The 18564-nt window shown below is 70.9% G+C and carries 16 protein-coding genes and 1 pseudogene; 7 read left to right on the forward strand and 10 right to left on the reverse strand.

Annotated elements, in window-relative coordinates:
* Positions 1–512 (forward strand): annotated as a pseudogene (locus CIW48_RS30830) (type 1 glutamine amidotransferase); the annotation flags it as partial.
* Between the two features lie 240 nt (positions 513–752).
* Here the strand turns inward: CIW48_RS30830 and CIW48_RS30835 are convergent.
* The 10 genes from CIW48_RS30835 to CIW48_RS30880 all read right to left on the reverse strand — a co-directional run bounded on the left by CIW48_RS30835 (position 753) and on the right by CIW48_RS30880 (position 10650).
* Entirely contained in the window at positions 753–1838 is a 1086-nt protein-coding gene (locus CIW48_RS30835) for an HD domain-containing phosphohydrolase (RefSeq protein WP_173009462.1), read from the reverse strand.
* A 648-nt stretch (positions 1839–2486) separates the two neighbouring features.
* Positions 2487–4010, reverse strand: coding sequence for a class I adenylate-forming enzyme family protein (locus CIW48_RS30840; protein ID WP_149314200.1), 1524 nt, complete (start codon positions 4008–4010; stop codon positions 2487–2489).
* Positions 4007–4819, reverse strand: coding sequence for a VOC family protein (locus tag CIW48_RS30845; RefSeq protein ID WP_149314201.1), 813 nt, complete (start codon positions 4817–4819; stop codon positions 4007–4009). Before CIW48_RS30845 ends, CIW48_RS30840 begins: the two co-directional genes overlap by 4 nt.
* Positions 4816–5235 carry a PaaI family thioesterase gene (locus CIW48_RS30850; protein ID WP_149314202.1) on the reverse strand — a complete coding sequence of 140 codons (420 nt, stop codon included), beginning with the start codon at positions 5233–5235 and terminating at the stop codon, positions 4816–4818. Before CIW48_RS30850 ends, CIW48_RS30845 begins: the two co-directional genes overlap by 4 nt.
* A gap of 60 nt (positions 5236–5295) precedes the next feature.
* Entirely contained in the window at positions 5296–6312 is a 1017-nt protein-coding gene (locus CIW48_RS30855) for a zinc-binding dehydrogenase (protein WP_149314203.1), read from the reverse strand.
* 31 nt (positions 6313–6343) lie between these two features.
* Positions 6344–7336, reverse strand: coding sequence for an ABC transporter substrate-binding protein (locus CIW48_RS30860; RefSeq protein ID WP_149314204.1), 993 nt, complete (start codon positions 7334–7336; stop codon positions 6344–6346).
* Positions 7337–7394: 58 nt separating this feature from the next.
* Positions 7395–8210 carry an ABC transporter permease gene (locus CIW48_RS30865; protein ID WP_149314205.1) on the reverse strand — a complete coding sequence of 272 codons (816 nt, stop codon included), beginning with the start codon at positions 8208–8210 and terminating at the stop codon, positions 7395–7397.
* Positions 8204–8971 carry an ABC transporter ATP-binding protein gene (locus tag CIW48_RS30870; RefSeq protein WP_149314206.1) on the reverse strand — a complete coding sequence of 256 codons (768 nt, stop codon included), beginning with the start codon at positions 8969–8971 and terminating at the stop codon, positions 8204–8206. The genes CIW48_RS30865 and CIW48_RS30870 overlap by 7 nt, the downstream gene beginning before the upstream one ends.
* Positions 8968–9726 (reverse strand): GntR family transcriptional regulator, encoded by a 759-nt coding sequence (locus CIW48_RS30875; protein WP_246695502.1) that lies wholly within the window; start codon positions 9724–9726, stop codon positions 8968–8970. The genes CIW48_RS30870 and CIW48_RS30875 overlap by 4 nt, the downstream gene beginning before the upstream one ends.
* Positions 9727–10098: 372 nt before the next feature.
* Entirely contained in the window at positions 10099–10650 is a 552-nt protein-coding gene (locus CIW48_RS30880; protein ID WP_149314208.1) for a MarR family winged helix-turn-helix transcriptional regulator, read from the reverse strand.
* Between the two features lie 121 nt (positions 10651–10771).
* On the opposite strand from CIW48_RS30880, the gene CIW48_RS30885 reads away from it, so the two are divergent.
* Genes CIW48_RS30885 through CIW48_RS30910 form a run of 6 tightly spaced genes read left to right on the forward strand, consistent with a single transcriptional unit; the run spans position 10772 to position 18529 of the window.
* Positions 10772–12046 (forward strand): amidohydrolase/deacetylase family metallohydrolase, encoded by a 1275-nt coding sequence (locus CIW48_RS30885; RefSeq protein WP_149314209.1) that lies wholly within the window; start codon positions 10772–10774, stop codon positions 12044–12046.
* Between the two features lie 10 nt (positions 12047–12056).
* Positions 12057–12926 (forward strand): alpha/beta hydrolase, encoded by an 870-nt coding sequence (locus CIW48_RS30890; RefSeq protein ID WP_149314210.1) that lies wholly within the window; start codon positions 12057–12059, stop codon positions 12924–12926.
* Positions 12923–15277, forward strand: a complete 2355-nt coding sequence (locus tag CIW48_RS30895) for a xanthine dehydrogenase family protein molybdopterin-binding subunit (RefSeq protein WP_149314211.1) — start codon at positions 12923–12925, stop codon at positions 15275–15277. Before CIW48_RS30890 ends, CIW48_RS30895 begins: the two co-directional genes overlap by 4 nt.
* Complete coding sequence (locus CIW48_RS30900) at positions 15274–16146, forward strand: FAD binding domain-containing protein (protein ID WP_149314212.1); 873 nt, start codon at positions 15274–15276, stop codon at positions 16144–16146. The genes CIW48_RS30895 and CIW48_RS30900 overlap by 4 nt, the downstream gene beginning before the upstream one ends.
* A complete protein-coding gene (locus CIW48_RS30905) occupies positions 16143–17342 on the forward strand; it encodes a 2Fe-2S iron-sulfur cluster-binding protein (RefSeq protein ID WP_149314213.1) in 1200 nt (399 codons plus the stop codon). The genes CIW48_RS30900 and CIW48_RS30905 overlap by 4 nt, the downstream gene beginning before the upstream one ends.
* A gap of 38 nt (positions 17343–17380) precedes the next feature.
* Positions 17381–18529 carry an ABC transporter substrate-binding protein gene (locus CIW48_RS30910; RefSeq protein ID WP_149314214.1) on the forward strand — a complete coding sequence of 383 codons (1149 nt, stop codon included), beginning with the start codon at positions 17381–17383 and terminating at the stop codon, positions 18527–18529.
* Positions 18530–18564: the final 35 nt, after the last annotated feature.

Raw genomic sequence — 18564 nt, forward strand, 5'->3', positions numbered from 1 at the left:
CCGTGCGCCCCAATCTTCGCGGCTACGAGGCCGCGTTCGCTCGGCGCATCACCGCGACCGAGCGGGGTCGCAGTCATCCGCTCCTGGCAGGACGCCCGGCCTGCTACGACGCTCCCGCGGTGCACACCGACGAGGTCGAGAGCCTGCCGGAGGGGGCTGTGCTCCTGGCGAGTAACCGGGTCTGCGTGGTTCAGGCTGCTGAGATCCGCTTCGACGGCGGCATGTTCTGGGGTGTTCAGTACCATCCCGAGATCGCGCTCGATGAAATCGCCGGGGCGCTCCGCCGGCAGGCGGACGGCTTGATTGAGGCGGACCTGGCTCGGGGCCGGGGCGAGGTGGAAGCGTACGCCGACCTCGTCGACGCGCTGCATCGCGAGCCGGGACGGCGCGACCTGGCCTGGAGGCTGGGGTTGGACGAGCAGGTCAGCGACGACGGCCAGCGCCTGACGGAACTCCGCAACTTCATCGAGGCACTCGTCAAGCCGCACAGAGCCTCACGGGACCGAAGCTGAGGGTCGTTCCTCGCCCGCGCGGCTGGGCAACCAACGAGCTTGCCGGCGAATGTCGCATCGACCCGGCGCCGCGATTCCGCACGTCGCGCGTTCCCGGTCGCGGCGCCACGCTTGCAGCTGCAGGATTACAGGAGAGAGATGCGGGTCGCGCCGGTGTGCCGATCGTCGCCACAGGCTCCGGCGCCGATGATTTCAGCCATGCCGAACTGCGGCAGGTCCCTCAATTACCACGGGAACACACTATGCTGACGTCCTGAGTTCGACCGGGCCGGCAGCCGTGGCGATCGACCGGAAGGCGCGCACGAGATCACGGTCGAGCTTGCCCTCCATCCCGGCCAGGACTCCGAACGCTTGGCCCGGCTCCATCGGGCTTTTGTACGTGCGGCGCTCGATCAACGCGCCGAAGATGTCGCAGATCGTCACCAGGCGCACGAGGTCCGGGATGGCGCGGCCATGAAGCCGGTCGGGATAGCCCGATCCGTCCAAGAACTCGTGATGGGAGCGTATGACTGCGAGCATCTCCTCAGGGTAGCCGTAGCCTTGCAGCATATCGTACCCCTTGACGGGATGGGTCTGGACGATGGCACGCTCCGCCTGGTCGAGCGCGCCGCGCTTGTTCAGGATCGCCAGCGGGATGCGCGACTTGCCGACGTCGTGCAGTAGGGCCGCCTGGGTCAGGCGCTCGCAGTCGGCTCTGGACATGCCGAGATGCTGGGCGAAGCCAGCGGCAAGGCCGGCAACGAGCAGGCAGTGCTGGTGCGTGATGTCGTCGAACTGCCAAACCACTTCGAGCCAGGATCGCACGTCGGTCTCGCGCAGCGCGTTCTCGATATAGGCCGCTCCTGTCGCGATCAGGGTTGGCTCGAGGCTTCTCCCGTTCCTCCCAAGGGCGAGGATCCGAACCAGCACCTCGCGCGCGCCCTCTGCTTGCCCGCTCAGGCGGACAGCAGAATCTTGCGGCGTCGCCACAGGCGAGCGTGGCTGCATGAGCGCAAGGCGTTTCGCTAAGTGTTCGACGGGAACCGCGTAGGTTGCCTTGAGTGCAGTCGCCTGGGCGTGGGCGCGTGCGCTCGCGTCGTGCAGGATGCAGAGGAAGGGCTTGCGCAGGTCTTGGAGCGCATCGAGGTAAAGGCGCAAAGCCGCGATCGTCTCGGACCGCGAGAACGAAACGTCGCTGACGATCACGCGGACGCTGCCGCGTTCGATGTCGGACGGGCGCTGATCAGGATCGAGCACGTCCATGATCCGGCTGGATCCTAGGTGGACGAGGTCGCGTGCGAGTCGCTGGGCTCGCAACGGGGTATCAGTCAGGAACAGGATCTGCACACCAGCCTCGCATGCACCGACGATGGGGCTCTGGGATGATGCGCGGCGCGCCCTGTCCCGGCGATGGCGGCGAGTTGTAGTCTCCAGCATCTGTCATGCGCTTAATACAATTGCCGAAAGACTCGGGCAATCGACGGTCGTCGTGTGGCGGCGTGATACGAAAGCTGTCATTGGTGCAGGGTCCGCGTTCGACGGGGGATTTTCCGGGGAAATCTCAGGGGCGTGCCTATGCGCGGCAGCCCTGATCCCCTCCGCCTTCAACAGACAGGCCCACAGCGCGCGATCCGTGTTTGACGCAGGTCCTCGAACCAGGGCTCGTTGGCTGCCCTCGATTACAGACCGCACCCGTTCATGCGCGTTCAGCAGCATGAGCACGGCGCGCGCGACGAGGCACACCAGCAGACCCAGGCAGCCGACGACCTGACCCGGAAGCAGAGCGACACGGCCACGGCCTGCATCCACGGCTTCGGGAGGATCGGGACCGCAAGACAGATCCCGACGCCGAGCATCCAGCCGCAGACGGCAGCTGCTTGGTCACGCCGGGAAGCCATCCGGAAGACAGACTGGTCGGTCGGCAGGACGATCCCAACGCGCCGGGCGCGGATCGCACCGACCGGCGGGCTGCGAGACGCGTTCCCTGCGCCTCGATCAGGCGACCGCGAGGGCCTTCTCGGCGCGCAGGCGCAGAGCCGCGCGGTCGATCTTGTTGGTCGAGGCGAGCGGCAGCGCCTCGACCAACCAGACCCGGCGGGGGTGCTGGTAGGCCGGCGCGTGGGCGAGCGCGTGGGCCTTGAGGGCAGCCTCGTCGATGGTGGCGCCGGGTCGGCGGACCACGAAGGCGACGGGCTTTGTGCCCTTGATGGAATCCTCCACGGGCACCACGCAGGCCTGGAGCACCTCGGGGTGGCGCTCCAGCACCAGCTCGACCTCGCCGGGGAAGATGTTCTCGCCGCCCGAGACGAACATGTCGTCGGTCCGGCCGAGAAAGTAGAAGAATCCGTCCGCGTCGCTGCGGAACACGTCGCCGGTGTCGTAGAAGCCGTCCGCCGTGATCGGCACGGGCACGTCCGGCCGGTTGTGGTAGCCGAGCATGATCGCGGGACTGCGCATCTGCAGGACGCCGGTCTCCGGTGCGTCCGGCCCGACGAGGCGCACCGCGACCTGGGGGTGCGGCGTGCCGACCGACGCGACCGGCGTCGGCAGGCCGTCCGGATGGTCGCCGAACACGACCGGGCCGCCCTCGGTGGTGCCGTAGGCATTGAGGATGCGGGCGTTCGGCAGCAGGGCGCGGATCTGCAGGGCCAGGGCATCGTTGACCGGCGCCGAGCCCATCCGCACCGTCCGCACGCCGGTCAGGTCGGCCTCCGCTAGGAGATCCGGCTCCCTCAGCATCATGGCGATCATCGGCGGCACAGCGGTGAGCCACGTACATTTTTGTCGGTCGATCGCCGCGATGTAGGCCCGGGCCTCGAACTGCGGCAGCAGCACCATCGTGGCGCCGGACGCGCAGACGAGAAGCGCCAAAGCCAGGGCGTTCATGTGATAGAGTGGCGCCGCCACGAGCAGCCGGTCGTCGCGCAGGTCCGTCTCCGCGGCGCGGGTCCGGGCCACCCAGAGGTGGCTGGCATGGCTCAGCCGCACGCCCTTCGGTCGGCCCGTGGAGCCGGAGGTGTAGAGAAACAGGGCCGCCTCGTCGGGCTCGGGCACGACCGGCACGAAGGGCCCGGGATCGAGCCAGGCCGCGAAGCCCTCCGGCCGGTCATCGTCGAACACGGCGACCCGCACATCGGTGCCGAGCCCCGCCAGCATCGCCCGGCGCGGGCCGTCACAGAGCACGAGCCGCGCCCCGCAATCGGCGAGCACGGCGGCGATCGTGGCCGGCGGGAACTTGTGATTGACCGGGACCGGGACCACGCCGGCCCGCATCGCTCCGAGCAGCGCCGCGACAGTATCGGGCCGGTTGGCCGCGAGGATCGCGATCCGCGCGCCGCGCGCGATCCCACCGCGCCCGAGGCCGCGTGCGAAGGCGTCGGCTCGGGCGTCGAGGTCGGCGCGGGTCATCACCTCGGGCTCGCCATCTAAGGCGACGCCGATAATCAGCGGCTTGTCCGGCGGCCCAGAGCGGTCGACGAGGTCGCCGAGGTTGGTCGAAACCGTGGCCGGGCGCATCATGGGGCTGCCCTGCACGGGAGATGGAGGCCGAAGGCCGGCAGCGTCAGCGCCGCCGTGTCCGGCCCGTGCCGGACCCACGTCGCCTCCGGGAGGACAGCCGCGCGGGCCTCGAGGGCGTCGAGGCCGCGGAAGCGGAGGGTCAGGGCGGCGAAGCGGCCGGCCGGCCCCGGCACGATCGCGACCCGCGTCTGCCCGAGCCGGAGGGTCCAGCCGCCGCCCGCCGCCTCGGCCGGCGCACCGCTCGCGGCGGCGTAGAGACGGGCGTCGGCCTCCGGTGCCGGGCTCTCGATCGTCAGCGCGTCGATCCCCGTGAAGCCGTTCGGATGGTCAAGCCATTCGGGGCGCCAGACGAGATCCGGGGTCAGGTGCTCACAATGGTAGAGGCGCCCCGCCGGGAACCGGTCTGCCGGCACCCGCACCGTGCGGAACCGGGCCGTTTCCTCGCGGCTGTCGACGGTCACGTGGCGCGAGAAGCCGACGGGCGGGCCGGCCGCGAGCCCCGCCGCGGCGAGGCGGGCATGGGTCGCGTCGGCGTCCCGGCTCGCCACGACGAGCCCGTTCAGGCCGAACGGGCTGTCCAGAACGTCCTGCCGCTGCGGGCCCGTTTCGGGCACGCCGACGAGTTCGAGGTAGGGTCCGGCCGTCATCATCAGGTGGTTGATGGAGCCGAGCGAGTGGTGGCCGCGCGGCGTCAGGCGGAAGCCGAGGGCGGCAAACAGGTCCGCCGCCTCATCCATCCGCCGCAGCACGTTGATCACGACGTGGTCGAGGCCCCCGTCCGCCGGGGCGCCGGGGGCCGGCCCCGTCATTTCGCCGGCGCCGTCATGTAGACGCCGCGGCCGCTCGCAAGCAGACGCCCCGCGTCGTCGAGGATCTGGGCCTCGGCTACCGAGAGCTGGTTGCCGAACTTCACCACCGTGCCGCGGCAGGTGAGATCGCCCTGCATCGCGGCCCGGTGGTAATCGACCCGCAGGTCCACGGTGGGGACGCCGCGGCCGGTCTTGGAGACCAGCGCCCAGTCGGCGGTGAGATCGACGAGGGTCGCCAGGATGCCGCCGTGGACATAGCCGCGCTCGGCGTTGACGACCCATTCCGCCCGCCACGTCGCCTTCAGCTCGATCGTGCCCTCACCGACGGCGACGACGGAAAGGCCGAGCCACTGGTGGAACGGGCCACGCAGCAGCAGCGCCTCGACCTGTTCCTTGCTGAGGGGTGTGTCGGACATGGCTTCGGGATCTCCTCGGGCGGGGCTGGGGGCGACGACGCGCGATTGACCGGATCGGTTTCAGGGGGTGACGACGATCTTGCCCATGACCTCACGGTCGCGGATCATCCGCAGGCCCTCGGCGGCCTCCTCGAGGGGCAGGAGCTTGTCGATGGTCGGCTTCAGCGTGCCGGCCTGGATCATGTCCATCAGGGCCGACAGGTTGTCGTCGTAGAAGCTGTTCGAGCCGATCACCTTGAGCTCGAAGCTCCAGATGTAGCGGAGATCCTCCTTGGGGTCGTGCCCCGCGGTCGCGCCGCAGACCAGCAGCGTGCCGCCGCGCTTCAGGCACTTGAGCGAGGGCACCCAGGTGTCGCCGCCGGTGAAGTTGATCACCACGTCGACCCCGCCCTCGTAGGTCCGGCGCTGCGGCTTGCCGTACTGCTGGATCGCCCACTTAGAGAAGTCAGTCTCGCGGTAGTTGACGACGTGGTCGGCGCCGAGCGCCTTCAGCGCCGCCATCTTCTCCGCGCTGCCCGCGCAGGCGATCACCTCGGCGCCGAGTTGCTTGGCCAGCATCACGCAGCCGGTGCCGACGCCGCCGCTGGCGCCGAGGATCAGGACCTTGTCGCCGGCCTTCACGGTGTTGTGGGTGATCAGCATGCGGTGGGCCGTGCCGTAGGCCACCGGCAGGGAAGCGGCGTCCGCGTAGCTCACGTCCGGCGGCATCGCGATGAGCTGGCTCGTCGAGACCCGGCAATACTCGGCCATGCCGCCGTCGAGCATCTCGCCCATCAGGCCCTTGGCTTTGTTGAGCGGGTTGACCAGCACCCGGTCGCCGACGCGCCACTCCGTGACGCCCTCGCCGAGCTCGACGACCTGCCCGGCCATGTCGAGGCCGATCACCACCGGCATCGGCACCTTGATGCCGGGCATGCCCTTCACGGTGAAGACGTCGTGGTAGTTGAACGAGGACGCGCCGACCCGGATCACGACCTCGCCCGCCCCAGGGGACGGCCTCGGATAGTCGTTCACCACCTTCAGCGTGTCGATGTCGCCGTGCGCCTCCAGCACGAGCGCCTTCATCGTCTCAGCCATCGTGAAAACCCTCTTCTGCAGGTCGGGAATGCTACGGGATCGTCTTCGACCGCTCGTAGGGGCCGGGAACCAGGGCCGTGTCCGGCAGGCTGCCCTGAACGGCGCCTACGGCCTTGAACACGTCGAACTCGCGCTTCAGCGAGGCGATGTCGGCGGGTTCCAGGCTGACCGTGTAGATCCCGTCCCAGAGGCCCGCGTAGGCGGCGGCGTCGGCGTCGCTCAGGTTCGCGGCGCCCTTCAGGATCTTGGCCACGGCCGCCTTGTCGGCCTGGCCGAACGCGTAGGCCTTGCGCATCGCCGCCACGACCTTGGCGGGGGCGTCCGGATTCTGCGCCATCCAGGCGTTGCGCATCAGGCCGACGCCGAGGACTGGCGGCGCGTCCTGTTTGGTGAGGCGCTTCCACTCCTCCCGGAAGCTGCCGAGCCGGCGCAGCTTCACGTCCGGAAGAAGCGCCAGGGTCACCGTGCGCAGGGCGGCGGCGTCGATGTCCTTCTGGACGAGGAATTGCGCCAGCCGGGAATCGTTGCCGGGCACGGCCTGGTAATCGGCGGGCCTGAGGCCGTGATTGGTCTCCAGGATCGCCGCCGCGATGGCGGCGGTGCCGCTGCCGGCCGGCGAGGTGCCGATCTTCTTGCCTTTCAGGTCAGCCATCGTCTTGATCGGCGAGTCCGCGGGGACGACGAAGTCGAGGTCGGCCACCTGCGTCGCCAGGACGATGCTCATCGGCAGCCCGTCGGCGGTGACGCTCAGCGCCGTTCCCGCGCTCGCCGCGATCGCGAAATCGATAGCCCCGGCGGCCATGGCCTTGGTCGGCGCGTTCACGTCCGGGAACTTGACGTACTCGGTCGTCAGGCCCTCCTTCTCAATGAACTGGCCGGCTTCCAGCACGGCGCCGAAGCCCAGGCTGATCCCGGAGCTCCAGTAGCCGATGCGCACCGTCTCGGCGCGCGCCGAGGCGGGCAGGCCGATGGCGCAGAGGGCCGTGGCGGCGAAGACGGCACCGCGGACTGAGATCCGTTTCAAGGTCTTCTCCAAGTCGTGGGCAAGGGAGGGGCGTCTTCCCGCGCGGCGCCGGCCGTCATCACGGCTGCACCACCTTCTTCCAGGCGAACAGGCGCTGTTCCGCCGGCTTCAGGACGAGCGTCTCGAGCCCGATCATCAGGGCGACGAGGGTGAGGGTCCAGGCGAAGACCTGATCGGTCTGGACGAGGTCCGCCGCCTGCCGCAGGCGGTAGCCGATGCCGCTGCTCGCCCCCAGCGACTCCGCCACGAGGACGACCCGGGCCCCGAAGCCGATGGCGAGGCGCGCGCCCGAGAAGAAGGCGGGCAGGATCGTGGGCAGGTAGATCTTGGTCAGCACCTTGTGGCGCGGCATACGGAAGGTGCGGGCGAGCTCAAGATGCTCGGCGCTGACCGTGCGCGTGCCCTGCCAGACGTTGGTCAGGATCAGCGGCATCGCTGTCATGAACACCACGAAGATCGTGGTCCAGTTCGAGAGACCGAACCAGATCAGCGCGAAGATCGCCCAGATCGCCGACGAGACGGTGTTGGTCACCGTCAGCACCGGTTCGAAGAATCGGCCGAGGCGGGGGCTCGCACCGAGCAGCAGGCCGAGCGGCAGGCCCACCAGGGCTGCGAAGGCGAGGCCCGCGCCGATCCGGCCCAGCGTGATGCCGAGATCGGTGGCGAAGCTCGGCGTGGCGACGAGGCCGAGCCACGCGTGCCAGACCCGCGCGGGGCTCGGCAGGACGAAGCTCGGCGCGTGCAGCGACCCGAGCTGCCACGCGGCCAGCGCCAGCGCGAGCAGGGCGAACCGCTGCAGGAGCAGGCCCGCCCGGCGTCCAGCCCCGGACGTCCGCGTCTGCCGGATCAGGCGGGGCGGTGTCTGCACTAGCATCGCGCGCTCGCGGCGGAGAGGCTGATGCGCAGGCGCCGGACCTCCTCCGCGACCTCCGAGGAGAGAGGGTCGCGGGGGTACGGCAGATCGATTGCCCGGACCGCGCCGATCCGGCCCGGCCGCGGGTGCAAGACGACCACCTGGCTCGCCAGCACCACCGCCTCCTCGACGTCGTGCGTGACGAAGACCAGGGTCATCGCCCGCAAGTCGGCGATGCGCAGCAGCTCCGCGTGCATCTGCGCGCGGATCTCGGGGTCGAGCTTCGAGAACGGTTCGTCGAGGAGCAGGATCCGGGGCTCGGTGACGAGGCTGCGCGCGAGCGCCACCCGGCTGCGCATGCCACCCGACAACTCGTGCGGGTAGGCATCGCGGAAGGCCTCGAGCCCGACGAGACGCAGGGTCTCGTCGACCCGCCGCGCCCGCTCCGCCCGGCCCATGCCTCCGGCCTCGAGGCCGAAGGCGACGTTCTGGGCTGCCGTGCGCCAGGGGAGCAGCCGGTCCTCCTGAAACATGTAGGTCATGGCCCGCCAGTCGCGGAAGGCGTGCGACGGGATGCCGTTCAGGAGGACGGCGCCCTGATCGGGCTCGACCAGTCCGGCGATCATGTTCAGGAGGGTGCTCTTGCCGCAGCCAGACGCACCCAGGATCGCGACGATCGCGTGCTGCGGGATCGCGATGTCGATGGTGTCGAGGACGTGGAGCGGCCCGCCCTCGCGCCGGTTGAACCACTTGCTGACCTGGTCGAGCTCGACGGCGTTCACGGCTCGCCCCCGTCGGCCCGGGACGGTCGCATCGGCGCCACCACCGCGGTGTCGCGCAGGCTGGCTATGACCTTCTCCATCGTCATGGCCCGGAAGGTCTCGACGTGGCGGCGCGCCACCAGGGCGGCACTGTCGGCATCGCCGGCCACCAGATGCTCGATCATCGCGGTGTGGTCGTTCTCGATGTTCGGCCGCACGCCCTGCACGCCGAAACCGAGGGCGACGAGACGGGTCATCTCGTCGAGGAGGCCCGACAGCGTCCGGTACAGGCGCCCGTTCCCCGAAGCCGCGGCGATCGCGAGGTGAAAGCCCCGGTTGGCCTCCAGGAAGAAGTCGATCTGGTTGCCCATCTCCACCGTGATCTTGCGGCGGCAGGCCTGCTCCAGGCGCTCTAGATGCGCCCGGTTCACGCGTCCGGCGGCGCCCCTTGCCGCGAGGGGCTCGAGCTCCATCCGCAGCGCGAAGACCTCGTCGACGTCCTTCACGGTCACCGAGCTGACCCGGTAGCCGTGCCGCGGCATCGAGCTGACGAAGCCTTCCTGGGCCAGGCGCTGGAGCGCGATCCGGCAGCTCGCCTTCCCGATCTCGAATCGCTCCATCACCTCGGCCTCGGTGAAGCGCGTGCCGGGCAGGAGGCGGCAGGCGACGATCTCGCGTCGCATCAGATCGTAGGCTTGGTTGCCCTTGCGCGTGGCGTCGGGGACGGCGAGCACCGTCGCCATCGGGCGATCGGGCCGGTACCTGTCATCGCGCATCGTCATGGCACCTCGCTGTTCGGGCATTGAGGCTCCCACAGATTACTGTGAGCTGCTCACCGTAGGCAGGACATGTGCCAACCCCGCGCCGGTCCGTTCGTGCGCGACAGGCATCGGCGCACGGGACGTCGGACGGATGTCGACATTCATCGTGCGGTGGGAAGCTCAGGCGCGCCGTGTGATCAGCTCAGCGCGCCCTGTGAGCATTCCATGCCCTATTTATGCGCAACGGGCTCACGTCCTGTAAATGGAACGCGCGTCCAATTTTCCCGAACTTATTGGAAGGAGAGCGCTTTCGAAGCGTCTCGCAGCAGAACAAACTGTTTTTTCTTTGGGCAGAGAGCGCGTGTTCGCGGCCTCCTCCGCGGCGCCCTAGACGATGTCGGGCTGGCCTCGCCGGTGCTCGTGCCCCGCGATGACGCGGCGCAGGAGCCGAGTCAGGGTGTCCTGCTCCGAAGCGGTGAGGGCCTCGACGGTCAGCGCGTGCGCGGCCCGCGCCGCTGGCTCCATCGCGCCGTGGAGCGCGGCCCCCGCCTCCGTCAGCCGGCAGACCTGCGCGCGGCGGTCGTGGGGTGAGGTCGTGCGGCTCACCAGACCGCGGGCCGCGAGGCGCTTCAGGGCGCCGGTCGTCGTCGTCCGGTCGAGGGCGACCGCGCTCGCGAGCGTCGTCTGATCGCCCTCCTCCAGGTCCCGCAGCAGCGAGAGCAGGCTGTACTGGAGCGGGGTGACGCGAAACGCGGCACAGCGTTCGGCGAAGAGGCTGACGTGGATCTGGTGCATGCGGCGGGCGAGGAAGCCGGGGCGCTCGACCAGGGGCCAGTGCCGCGCGTCCGCCGCCGCGTCCGTTGCCTCGTTCGCCGCCCCTGCCGCGGCCCCCGCCTCTGTCGATCGCGCGGCAAATCCAGTGTCCGGGACCTCATCCATCGTCCGCCTCCGCAGAACGGTTCCAGTCTTGGCACGCGGCGTGCAAAGCCGGAATACGAAGCATGCTTCGCTTTTGGCAAGGGCGAGGCCGGCGCGCGCCGGCCGGGACCACGAGGTCGACATGGACAATCGCCGCTACGATCTGGTTCTGCGGGGTGGGCGGGTGATTTGCCCGGCCTCCGGCATCGACGGCATCCGCGACGTGGCGGTGCAGGACGGGCGCATCGCCGCCGTGGCGGAGACGATCCTGCCCTCGGCCGCCGCCGAGGTGGTCGACGTCGCGGGCAAGCTCGTCCTGCCCGGCATGATCGACACCCACGCCCACGTCTACCAGTACGTCACCGGCCGGTTCGGCCTGAACCCCGACATGGTCGGCGTGCGCTCGGGCGTCACCACAGTAGTGGACCAGGGCGGCCCATCCTGCATGACCCTGCCGGGCTTCCGCCACTTCATCGCCGAGCGGTCCGAGACGCAGGTGCTCGCCTTCCTGTCGGCCTACCTCGTCGGCGGCCTGGAGGGGCATTTCTACCCGAACCTCTACAGCCCGGACGGCGTCGACATCGACGCCACGGTGAAGTCGGCCACCGAGAACCGCGACCTCGTGCGCGGCATCAAGGGCCATGCCGAGATCGGCGGCTTCGCCCGCTGGGGCATCAAGGTGATGGAGATGGCCGCCGAGATCAGCCGGCGCGCGGACCTGCCGCTCTACGTGCATTTCGGCCAGCTCTGGGGCCTGCCGGAATCGGGCGCCAACGGCGAGGATGCCGACACTATCGTCGAGCGGGTGATACCGCTGCTGCGGCCGGGCGACGTGCTGGCCCATCCCTTCACCCGCCACCCGGGCGGCTTCATCAACGAGCAGGGCGAGGTTCACCACATCATCCGCCGGGCCATGGAGGCCGGGCTCAAGGTCGATGTCGGCCACGGCAGCCACTTCTCCTACCGCGTCGCCCGCGCCTCGCTGCCGGCCGGCGTGATCCCCTTCACCCTTGGCGCCGACATGCACGGCTACAACACCGAGGTTCCCCAGCCCGCCGGCACCCCGGACGAGCACCACGACGACGAGAACCACCCGTTCCTCGGGCAGGCCCGGTTCAGCCTCACCCAGGCGATGAGCTCGATGATGGCGCTGGGCATCCCGCTGGAGGACGTGGTGCCGATGGTGACGTCGCACCCGGCCGAGATGCTGCGCATGGGCGACCGGATCGGCGCCCTCAAGGTCGGCTACACGGCCGATGTCTCGGTGCTGCACGACGATCGCGGCCGCTTCCTGCTGCGCGACAACGAGGACACGCGGGTGATCGCCGACCGCCTGCTGCGCCCAGCCTTCTGCCTGCGCGCGGGGAAGCGCTTCGAGGCCGATTCGCCGATCCTGCCCCAGGCGATCGCGGCCTGAGGTGGCGCCGGTGCCCGCCTTCGTCCTCGACGACCCGACTCCGCCGGACCCGCGCCGCCGCTGGGATAGCCTGGACTTCGCGGCCCGGGGTGCCTGCTACGACAACAACGCGGGCGTGCCCGACAGCGCCACGCAGGTTGCGGCCCGCAACGCGGCCTCGGCCTCGTACCGGGCCGCGCATCCGGCGGAGCTCGACATCGCCTACGCCGCCAGTACGCGCACGGCCTTCGATCTCTACCCGGCGACGCGGGCGGACGCGCCCTGCCTCGTCTTCGTCCACGGCGGCTACTGGCAGCGCAATGCGCGGGCCGATTTCGCCTGCTTCGCGGAGGGGCTGAACGCCGCCGGCTGGTCGGTGGCGATGCCAGGCTACACCCTGGCGCCAGGGACGGGCCTGTCCGGCATCGTCGCCGAGATCGGGGCCGCCCTCGACTGGCTCGCCGAGCACGGAGCGGCGCGCGGGATCGGCGGCCCGATCGTCCTCGCCGGCTGGTCCGCGGGCGCGCAACTTGCCGCCCTCCACCTCGCGCATCCCACCGTGACCGCGGTTCTGGCGATCTCCGGCGTCTACGACCTCGCGCCGATCCGCGAGACCTACCTGAACGAGAAGCTCGGGCTGAGCGACGCGGAGATCGAGACCCTGTCGCCGCTGCGGCTGGCGGTCACGCCGAAGCCCATGACGCTGGCCTACGGCAGCCGCGAGCTGCCCGCTCTCGTCCACGACGCGCGCAACCTCCACGCCCTGCGCAGCGCCGCCCACGCGCCGGGGGCGCTGCTGCCGGTGCCGGGCGCCGACCACTTCTCGATCCTCGACGGGTTCCGCCGGCCCGACGGCATCCTGGTCCGCGCCGCGCAGGATCTTCTCGGAGGCATCCGATGAGCCACGAGGGCGTCGGGGCTTCCCTGCCCCGCAAGGAGGATGACCGCCTGATGCGCGGGCGCGGCCAGTATGTCGGCGACATCCGTCTGCCGGGACTGCAGGACGTCGCCTTCGTGCGCAGTCCGCTCGCCCATGCCCGCATCCGCGCCATCCACGTGCCGGAGGCCTATCGCGACCGCGTCTTCACCGCCGCCGACCTCGACGGCGTGCTGCCGATCCGGGCCGTCTCGGGGCTGCCGGGCTTCAAGGTATCCGAGCAGCCGGTGCTCGCCACCGGCAAGGTCCGACAGGTCGGCGAGCTCGTCGCGCTCTGTGTCGCCCCGACCCGCGCGGAGGCCGAGGACATCGCCGCCGCCGTCGTGCTCGACCTGGAGGAACTGCCCGCCGTCCACGACATGCTGGCCGCGCGCGAGGCGGGCTCCGCCCTCGTCCACGAGCACTGGGGCGACAACGTCTTCCTGGAGACCCTGGTCGATGTCGGCATCGAGAGTGCCCTCGACGCGCCGATCCGGGTCAGCCGCACCATCTCGACGGGGCGCCAGTGCATGGCGCCGATCGAGGGCCGCGGCACCGTGGTGCAGCTCGATCACCGGCTCGACCAACTCGTCGTCCACACCGCGAGCCAGATGCCGCACATCGTGCGCAACGGCCTCTCCGAATGCCTCGGGATCGAGCAGGGCCGCATCCGCATCGTCTCGCCGGATGTCGGCGGCGGCTTCGGCTACAAGGCGATCCTGCTCGCCGAGGACGTGGCCCTCGCGTGGCTCGCGCTCCGCTGCGGCCACCCAGTCCGCTGGCTGGAGGATCGGCGCGAGCACCTGACCGCCAACGCCAATTGCCGCGAGCACCATTACCGCATCACCGCCTACGCGGAGCGCGACGGAACCCTGCGCGGTATCGACTGCGAGACGACCGTCGATTCCGGCGCCTACTCGGCCTACCCGTTCTCGGCCTGCCTGGAGGCCGCGCAGGTCGCCAGCATCCTGCCGGGCCCATACGACTTCCCGGCCTATCGCTGCCGGACGTGGTCGGTGGCGACCAACAAGTGCCCGATCCTGCCCTACCGGGGCGTCGCGCGCACCGGCGTCTGCTTCGCCCTTGAACTGGTGCTCGATGCCGTCGCCCGCGCGGCAGGGGTCGCGCCCGAGATTGTACGCGAGAAGAACCTCGTGCGGCCCGAGCAGATGCCGTTCGAGAACATCACCAAGAAGCATTTCGACAGCGGCGACTATCCGGAGGCCCTGGCCCGGGCGCTGAAGGCCGTCGACGTGGAGACAGTCCGCGCCCGCCAGCTTCGGGGCGAGCCGGACGGTCGCCGGATCGGCCTCGGTCTCGCGATCTACTGCGAGCAGGCCGCGCACGGCACGTCGGTCTATTCCGGCTGGGGAATCCCGATGGTGCCGGGCCACGAGCAGGCCAGCGCCCGCCTGACGCCGGATGGCGGGCTGGAACTGCGGATCGGCGCCCATTCCCACGGCCAGGGCCTGGAAACGACCCTCGCGCAGGTCGCCCACGAGATCCTGGGCGTCCCGGTGGCGCGCACCCGCCTCGTCCACGGCGACACCGCCATGACCCCCTACTCCACCGGGTCCTGGGGCTCCCGCGTGATGGTGATGGCTGGCGGCGCGGTGGCGACGGCCTGCGAGGAGCTAAGGGCCCGGGCCGTGCGGATCGGCGCCCATCTGCTCCAGGCGCGGCCCGAGGAATGCCGGTTCGAAGGCGGCCACGTCATCGGCCCCTCCGGCGACGTCCCGCTCGAGGCCATCGCCCGCACCTGGTACCGGCGCCCTCAGGACCTCGCGCCCGACACCGATCCCGGCGGCCTCGAAGTCACCGCCGGCTACAAGCCGGTGCGCGATTCCGGCACCTTCTCGTACGCGGCGCACGCCGCCGTGGTGGCGGTGGATCCCGATCTCGGGGCGGTCGAGATCCTCGACTACGCCATCGTCGAGGACGGCGGGACGCTGGTGAACCCCCTCGTGGTCGACGGCCAGATCTACGGCGGCCTCGCGCAGGGGATCGGCACGGCTCTGTTCGAGGAAATGCGCTTCGACGCCCGCGGCCAGCCGCTCGCCTCGACCTTCGCCGACTACCTGCTGCCCGGTGCCGCCGACGTGCCGATGGCCCGCATCGACCACATGGAGACGCCCTCGCCCTACACGCGCTTCGGCCAGAAGGGGATCGGCGAGGGCGGCGCCATCGCGCCGCCGGCGGCGCTCGCCAACGCCGTCAACGACGCCCTCGCGCCACTGGGCGTGGAGCTGCTGCATTCGCCCATCACCCCCCGGCGGATCGTGGAGGCGGTGCTCGCCGCCGGAACCGCGGCCGTGACCGAGCGGGAGGCCGCATGAAGCCCGCCGCCTTCGCCTGGGAGCGCCCCGACAGCCTGCCCGCGCTGCTGGCGCGCCTCGCCGGGGCCCCCGCCGGCGTGAAGCTGATCGCGGGCGGTCAGTCCCTCGGGCCGATGCTGAACCTGCGCCTCGTCGAGCCCGCTCTGATCCTCGACATCACCGGCGTGCCCGAGCTCCGGGAGGCGCGGGTCGAGGGCGACACGCTCGTGCTCGGAGCCTGCGTGACCCATGCCGACATCGAGGACGGGCGCGTCCCGGACCTCACCGGCGGCGCCCTGCGCCGGGTCGCGGCCGCGATCGCCTACCGGCCAGTGCGCAACCGCGGCACGGTCGGCGGCAGCCTGGTCCATGCCGACCCGGCCGCCGACTGGGTGAGTGCCCTGACGGCCCTCGGCGCCGAGGTCGAGATCGCGGGGCGGGACGGTCGCCGCACCCTGCCGGTGGAGCACTTCGTGACCGGAGCCCTCGCGGTCGCGCTCGGCGCGGACGAGATCCTCGTCGCCGTGCGCGTGCCGGCGCTGGCGGCGGGTGCGGCCTGGGGCTATGTCAAGCACTGCGCGAAGATCGGCGAGTTCGCCCACGCCATCGGGGCCGTGCGCCTCGAACCCGGCGCAGGCCGCGGCCGGGCCGTGATCGGCGCGGTCGAAGGGCCGCCCGTGCTCCTGGCCGACGCCCGCCCGCTCTTCGGCGGCCGCATCGGCGCCGACTTCGCCGGGCGCTTCGACCCCCAGGCCGCCGACCAGGTTCTGCGGGACGCCGGTATGGACGATGCGGTCGAGCGGCACATCCACGTGACGGTGCTGGGCCGCGCGGTGGCCGCGGCGGCCGAGCCCGATCCCCGATCCACGACCCTTCCGGAGGCCGCATGAGCGCCGCGCTGGCCGAACCCGGGCCGTCCCGCCTGGCCCTCGCGCTGACGGTCAACGGCCGCGCCGTGCGGGTCGCGGCCGAGCCGCGCAGCCATCTCGGGGACGTGCTGCGCGACGGGCTCGATCTCACCGGCACGCATCTGGGCTGCGAGCACGGCGTCTGCGGCGCCTGCACGATCTTGCTCGACGGCGAGCCGGCCCGCGCCTGCCTGACCTTCGCGGGCGCCTGCGCGGGCGCCGCCGTCACGACGATCGAGGGACTCGATACAGACGAGATCGCCGGCGAGCTGCGGGCTGCCTTCAACCGCGAGCACGCGCTCCAGTGCGGCTACTGCACGCCCGGGATGCTGGTGGCCGCCCGCGACTTGGTCCTGAGGCTGCCCGAGGCCGACGAACGGCGAATCCGGGTCGGCCTGTCGGGCAACCTGTGCCGCTGCACCGGTTATGCCGGCATCGTCCGGGCAGTGATGGCGGTGATCGCGGCGCGGCGGACGCGCGGCGTTCCCGCGGACACCGGCGCGGCGCGAGCCCTCGGCCCGGTCGGCGCCCGGGTCGGCGCGGCGATGGCTGCGCCCCCGCACCGGCCGTCGGACCCCGTCCGCTCGGCGGCGCCCGCTGCGGTGGCGGACCTGTCCGAGGCCTTCGCGCCGGCCCACAGCTTCACGCAGACGCTCGACCTCGCCCAGTCGCCGGAAGCCGTCTTCGCGATGCTCGGCGACATCGCGGCGGTCGCCGCCTGCCTGCCGGGTGCGGTGCTGACGGCGCGGCCCGCCCCCGACACGGTCGAGGGCGGCCTGCAAGTGCGGATCGGACCGATCGCCGCGACGTTCCGCGGCCGCGCCCGCCTCGCGCGGGAGGAGGCCGCGCGGACCGGCGCGGTCCACGGGGCCGGCAGCGACGCGGGCGGCCGCTCGGCCACCGAGGGCCGGATCCTCTACCGGGTCGGCGCGGGACCGACGCCGGGCACCGCCCGGGTCGAACTCGACGTAGGCTACACCCTGACCGGACCGCTCGCCCAGTTCGGCCGTCCCGGCCTCGTGCGCGACCTCGCCGGCCGCATCGCGGCGGAGTTTTCCCGCAACCTCGATGCCCGGCTGTCCGGTGTCGCCGCACCGGCGCCCGCGGGCCTCAACCCGCTCCGCCTGCTCCTCGGCCTCGCCCGCGCCCGCCTCGCGGCCTGGTTCGGCCGCGCCTGATCTCACCCCGCCCCGTCCAACGCACCGGAGACACCAGAATGCCTGGCAGGTTCACCCTCACCACCGCGATCCTGCTGGCGCTCGCGGCGACGGGCGCCCGGGCGGACGCGATCCGCATCGGCGTCAACGAGCCGCTGACCGGGCCGTTCGCGGCCTCGGGCACCTACGTGGTGAACGGCGCCAAGATCGCCGCCGACGAGATCAACGCCAAGGGCGGCGTGCTCGGCAAGACGCTGGAGCTCGTGATCGAGGACAACAAGAGCAACCCGACCGAGGCCGCGGCGGTCGCCGAGAAGCTGATCACCAGCGACAAGACCCCGGTGATGATGGGCGCCTGGGGCTCCAGCCTGACGCTCGCCGTGATGCCCAAGCTCGCGGATTACGAGACGCCGATGCTGGTCGAGACCTCCTCGTCCGGCAAGATCACGACCTCGGGTAACCCCTACGTGTTCCGGATCTCGCCGCCCTCGTCGCTCGAGGCCGAGACCTTCGCGCCCATGATCGGCCGCCTCGGGTTGAAGAAGGTCGACTTCCTGGTCCTCAACAACGATTTCGGCCGCGGCGCCGCGACGGATTTTGGCAGGATGCTCAAAGACAAGGGCGTCGCGGTCGGCCTCGTCGAGACCATGGACCAGGGCGCGCAGGACATGAGCGCCCAGCTCGCCAAGCTGAAGGCGTCGGATGCCGATACGATCATGATCACGAGCTCCGTGGATCAGCTCGTGCTGCTGTTCAAGCAGATGGCGGCGCTCGGCCTGAAGAAGCGGGTGATTACCACCGGCGGATCTCAGAACCCGGACCAGATCATCGCCCAGGCGGGCTCGGCGGCCGACGGCACGATGCACCTCACGACGTTCCTGCCCTGGTCGCCCGACAAGACGCCGGATCCGAAGGCCACCGAGGCCTTCATCGCCGCGTGGAAGAAGCGCGGCTTCGACTTCGCCGGCGTGACCGAGAGCTTCCGCGGCTACGACGGCATCCGCGCGATCGCCCACGCCATCGAGAAGGCCGGATCGGCCGATCCGGCCGCGATCACCAAGGCCTTCTGGTCGGTCGACTTCGTCGGGCTCAACGGGCCGATCCGCTTCGCCAAGGCCGGCCCGGCCGGGAAGGAAAGCGGGCAGAGCAAGCCCGACGTCTACCTCATCGAGATCAAGGACGGGAAGGTGATCGTGCCGGCGCTCTGAGCGCCCCCGGACCGGTGCTCTGACCCCGGTCCCTT

This window comes from Methylobacterium sp. P1-11, from assembly GCF_008329595.1.
Lineage (GTDB): Bacteria > Pseudomonadota > Alphaproteobacteria > Rhizobiales > Beijerinckiaceae > Methylobacterium.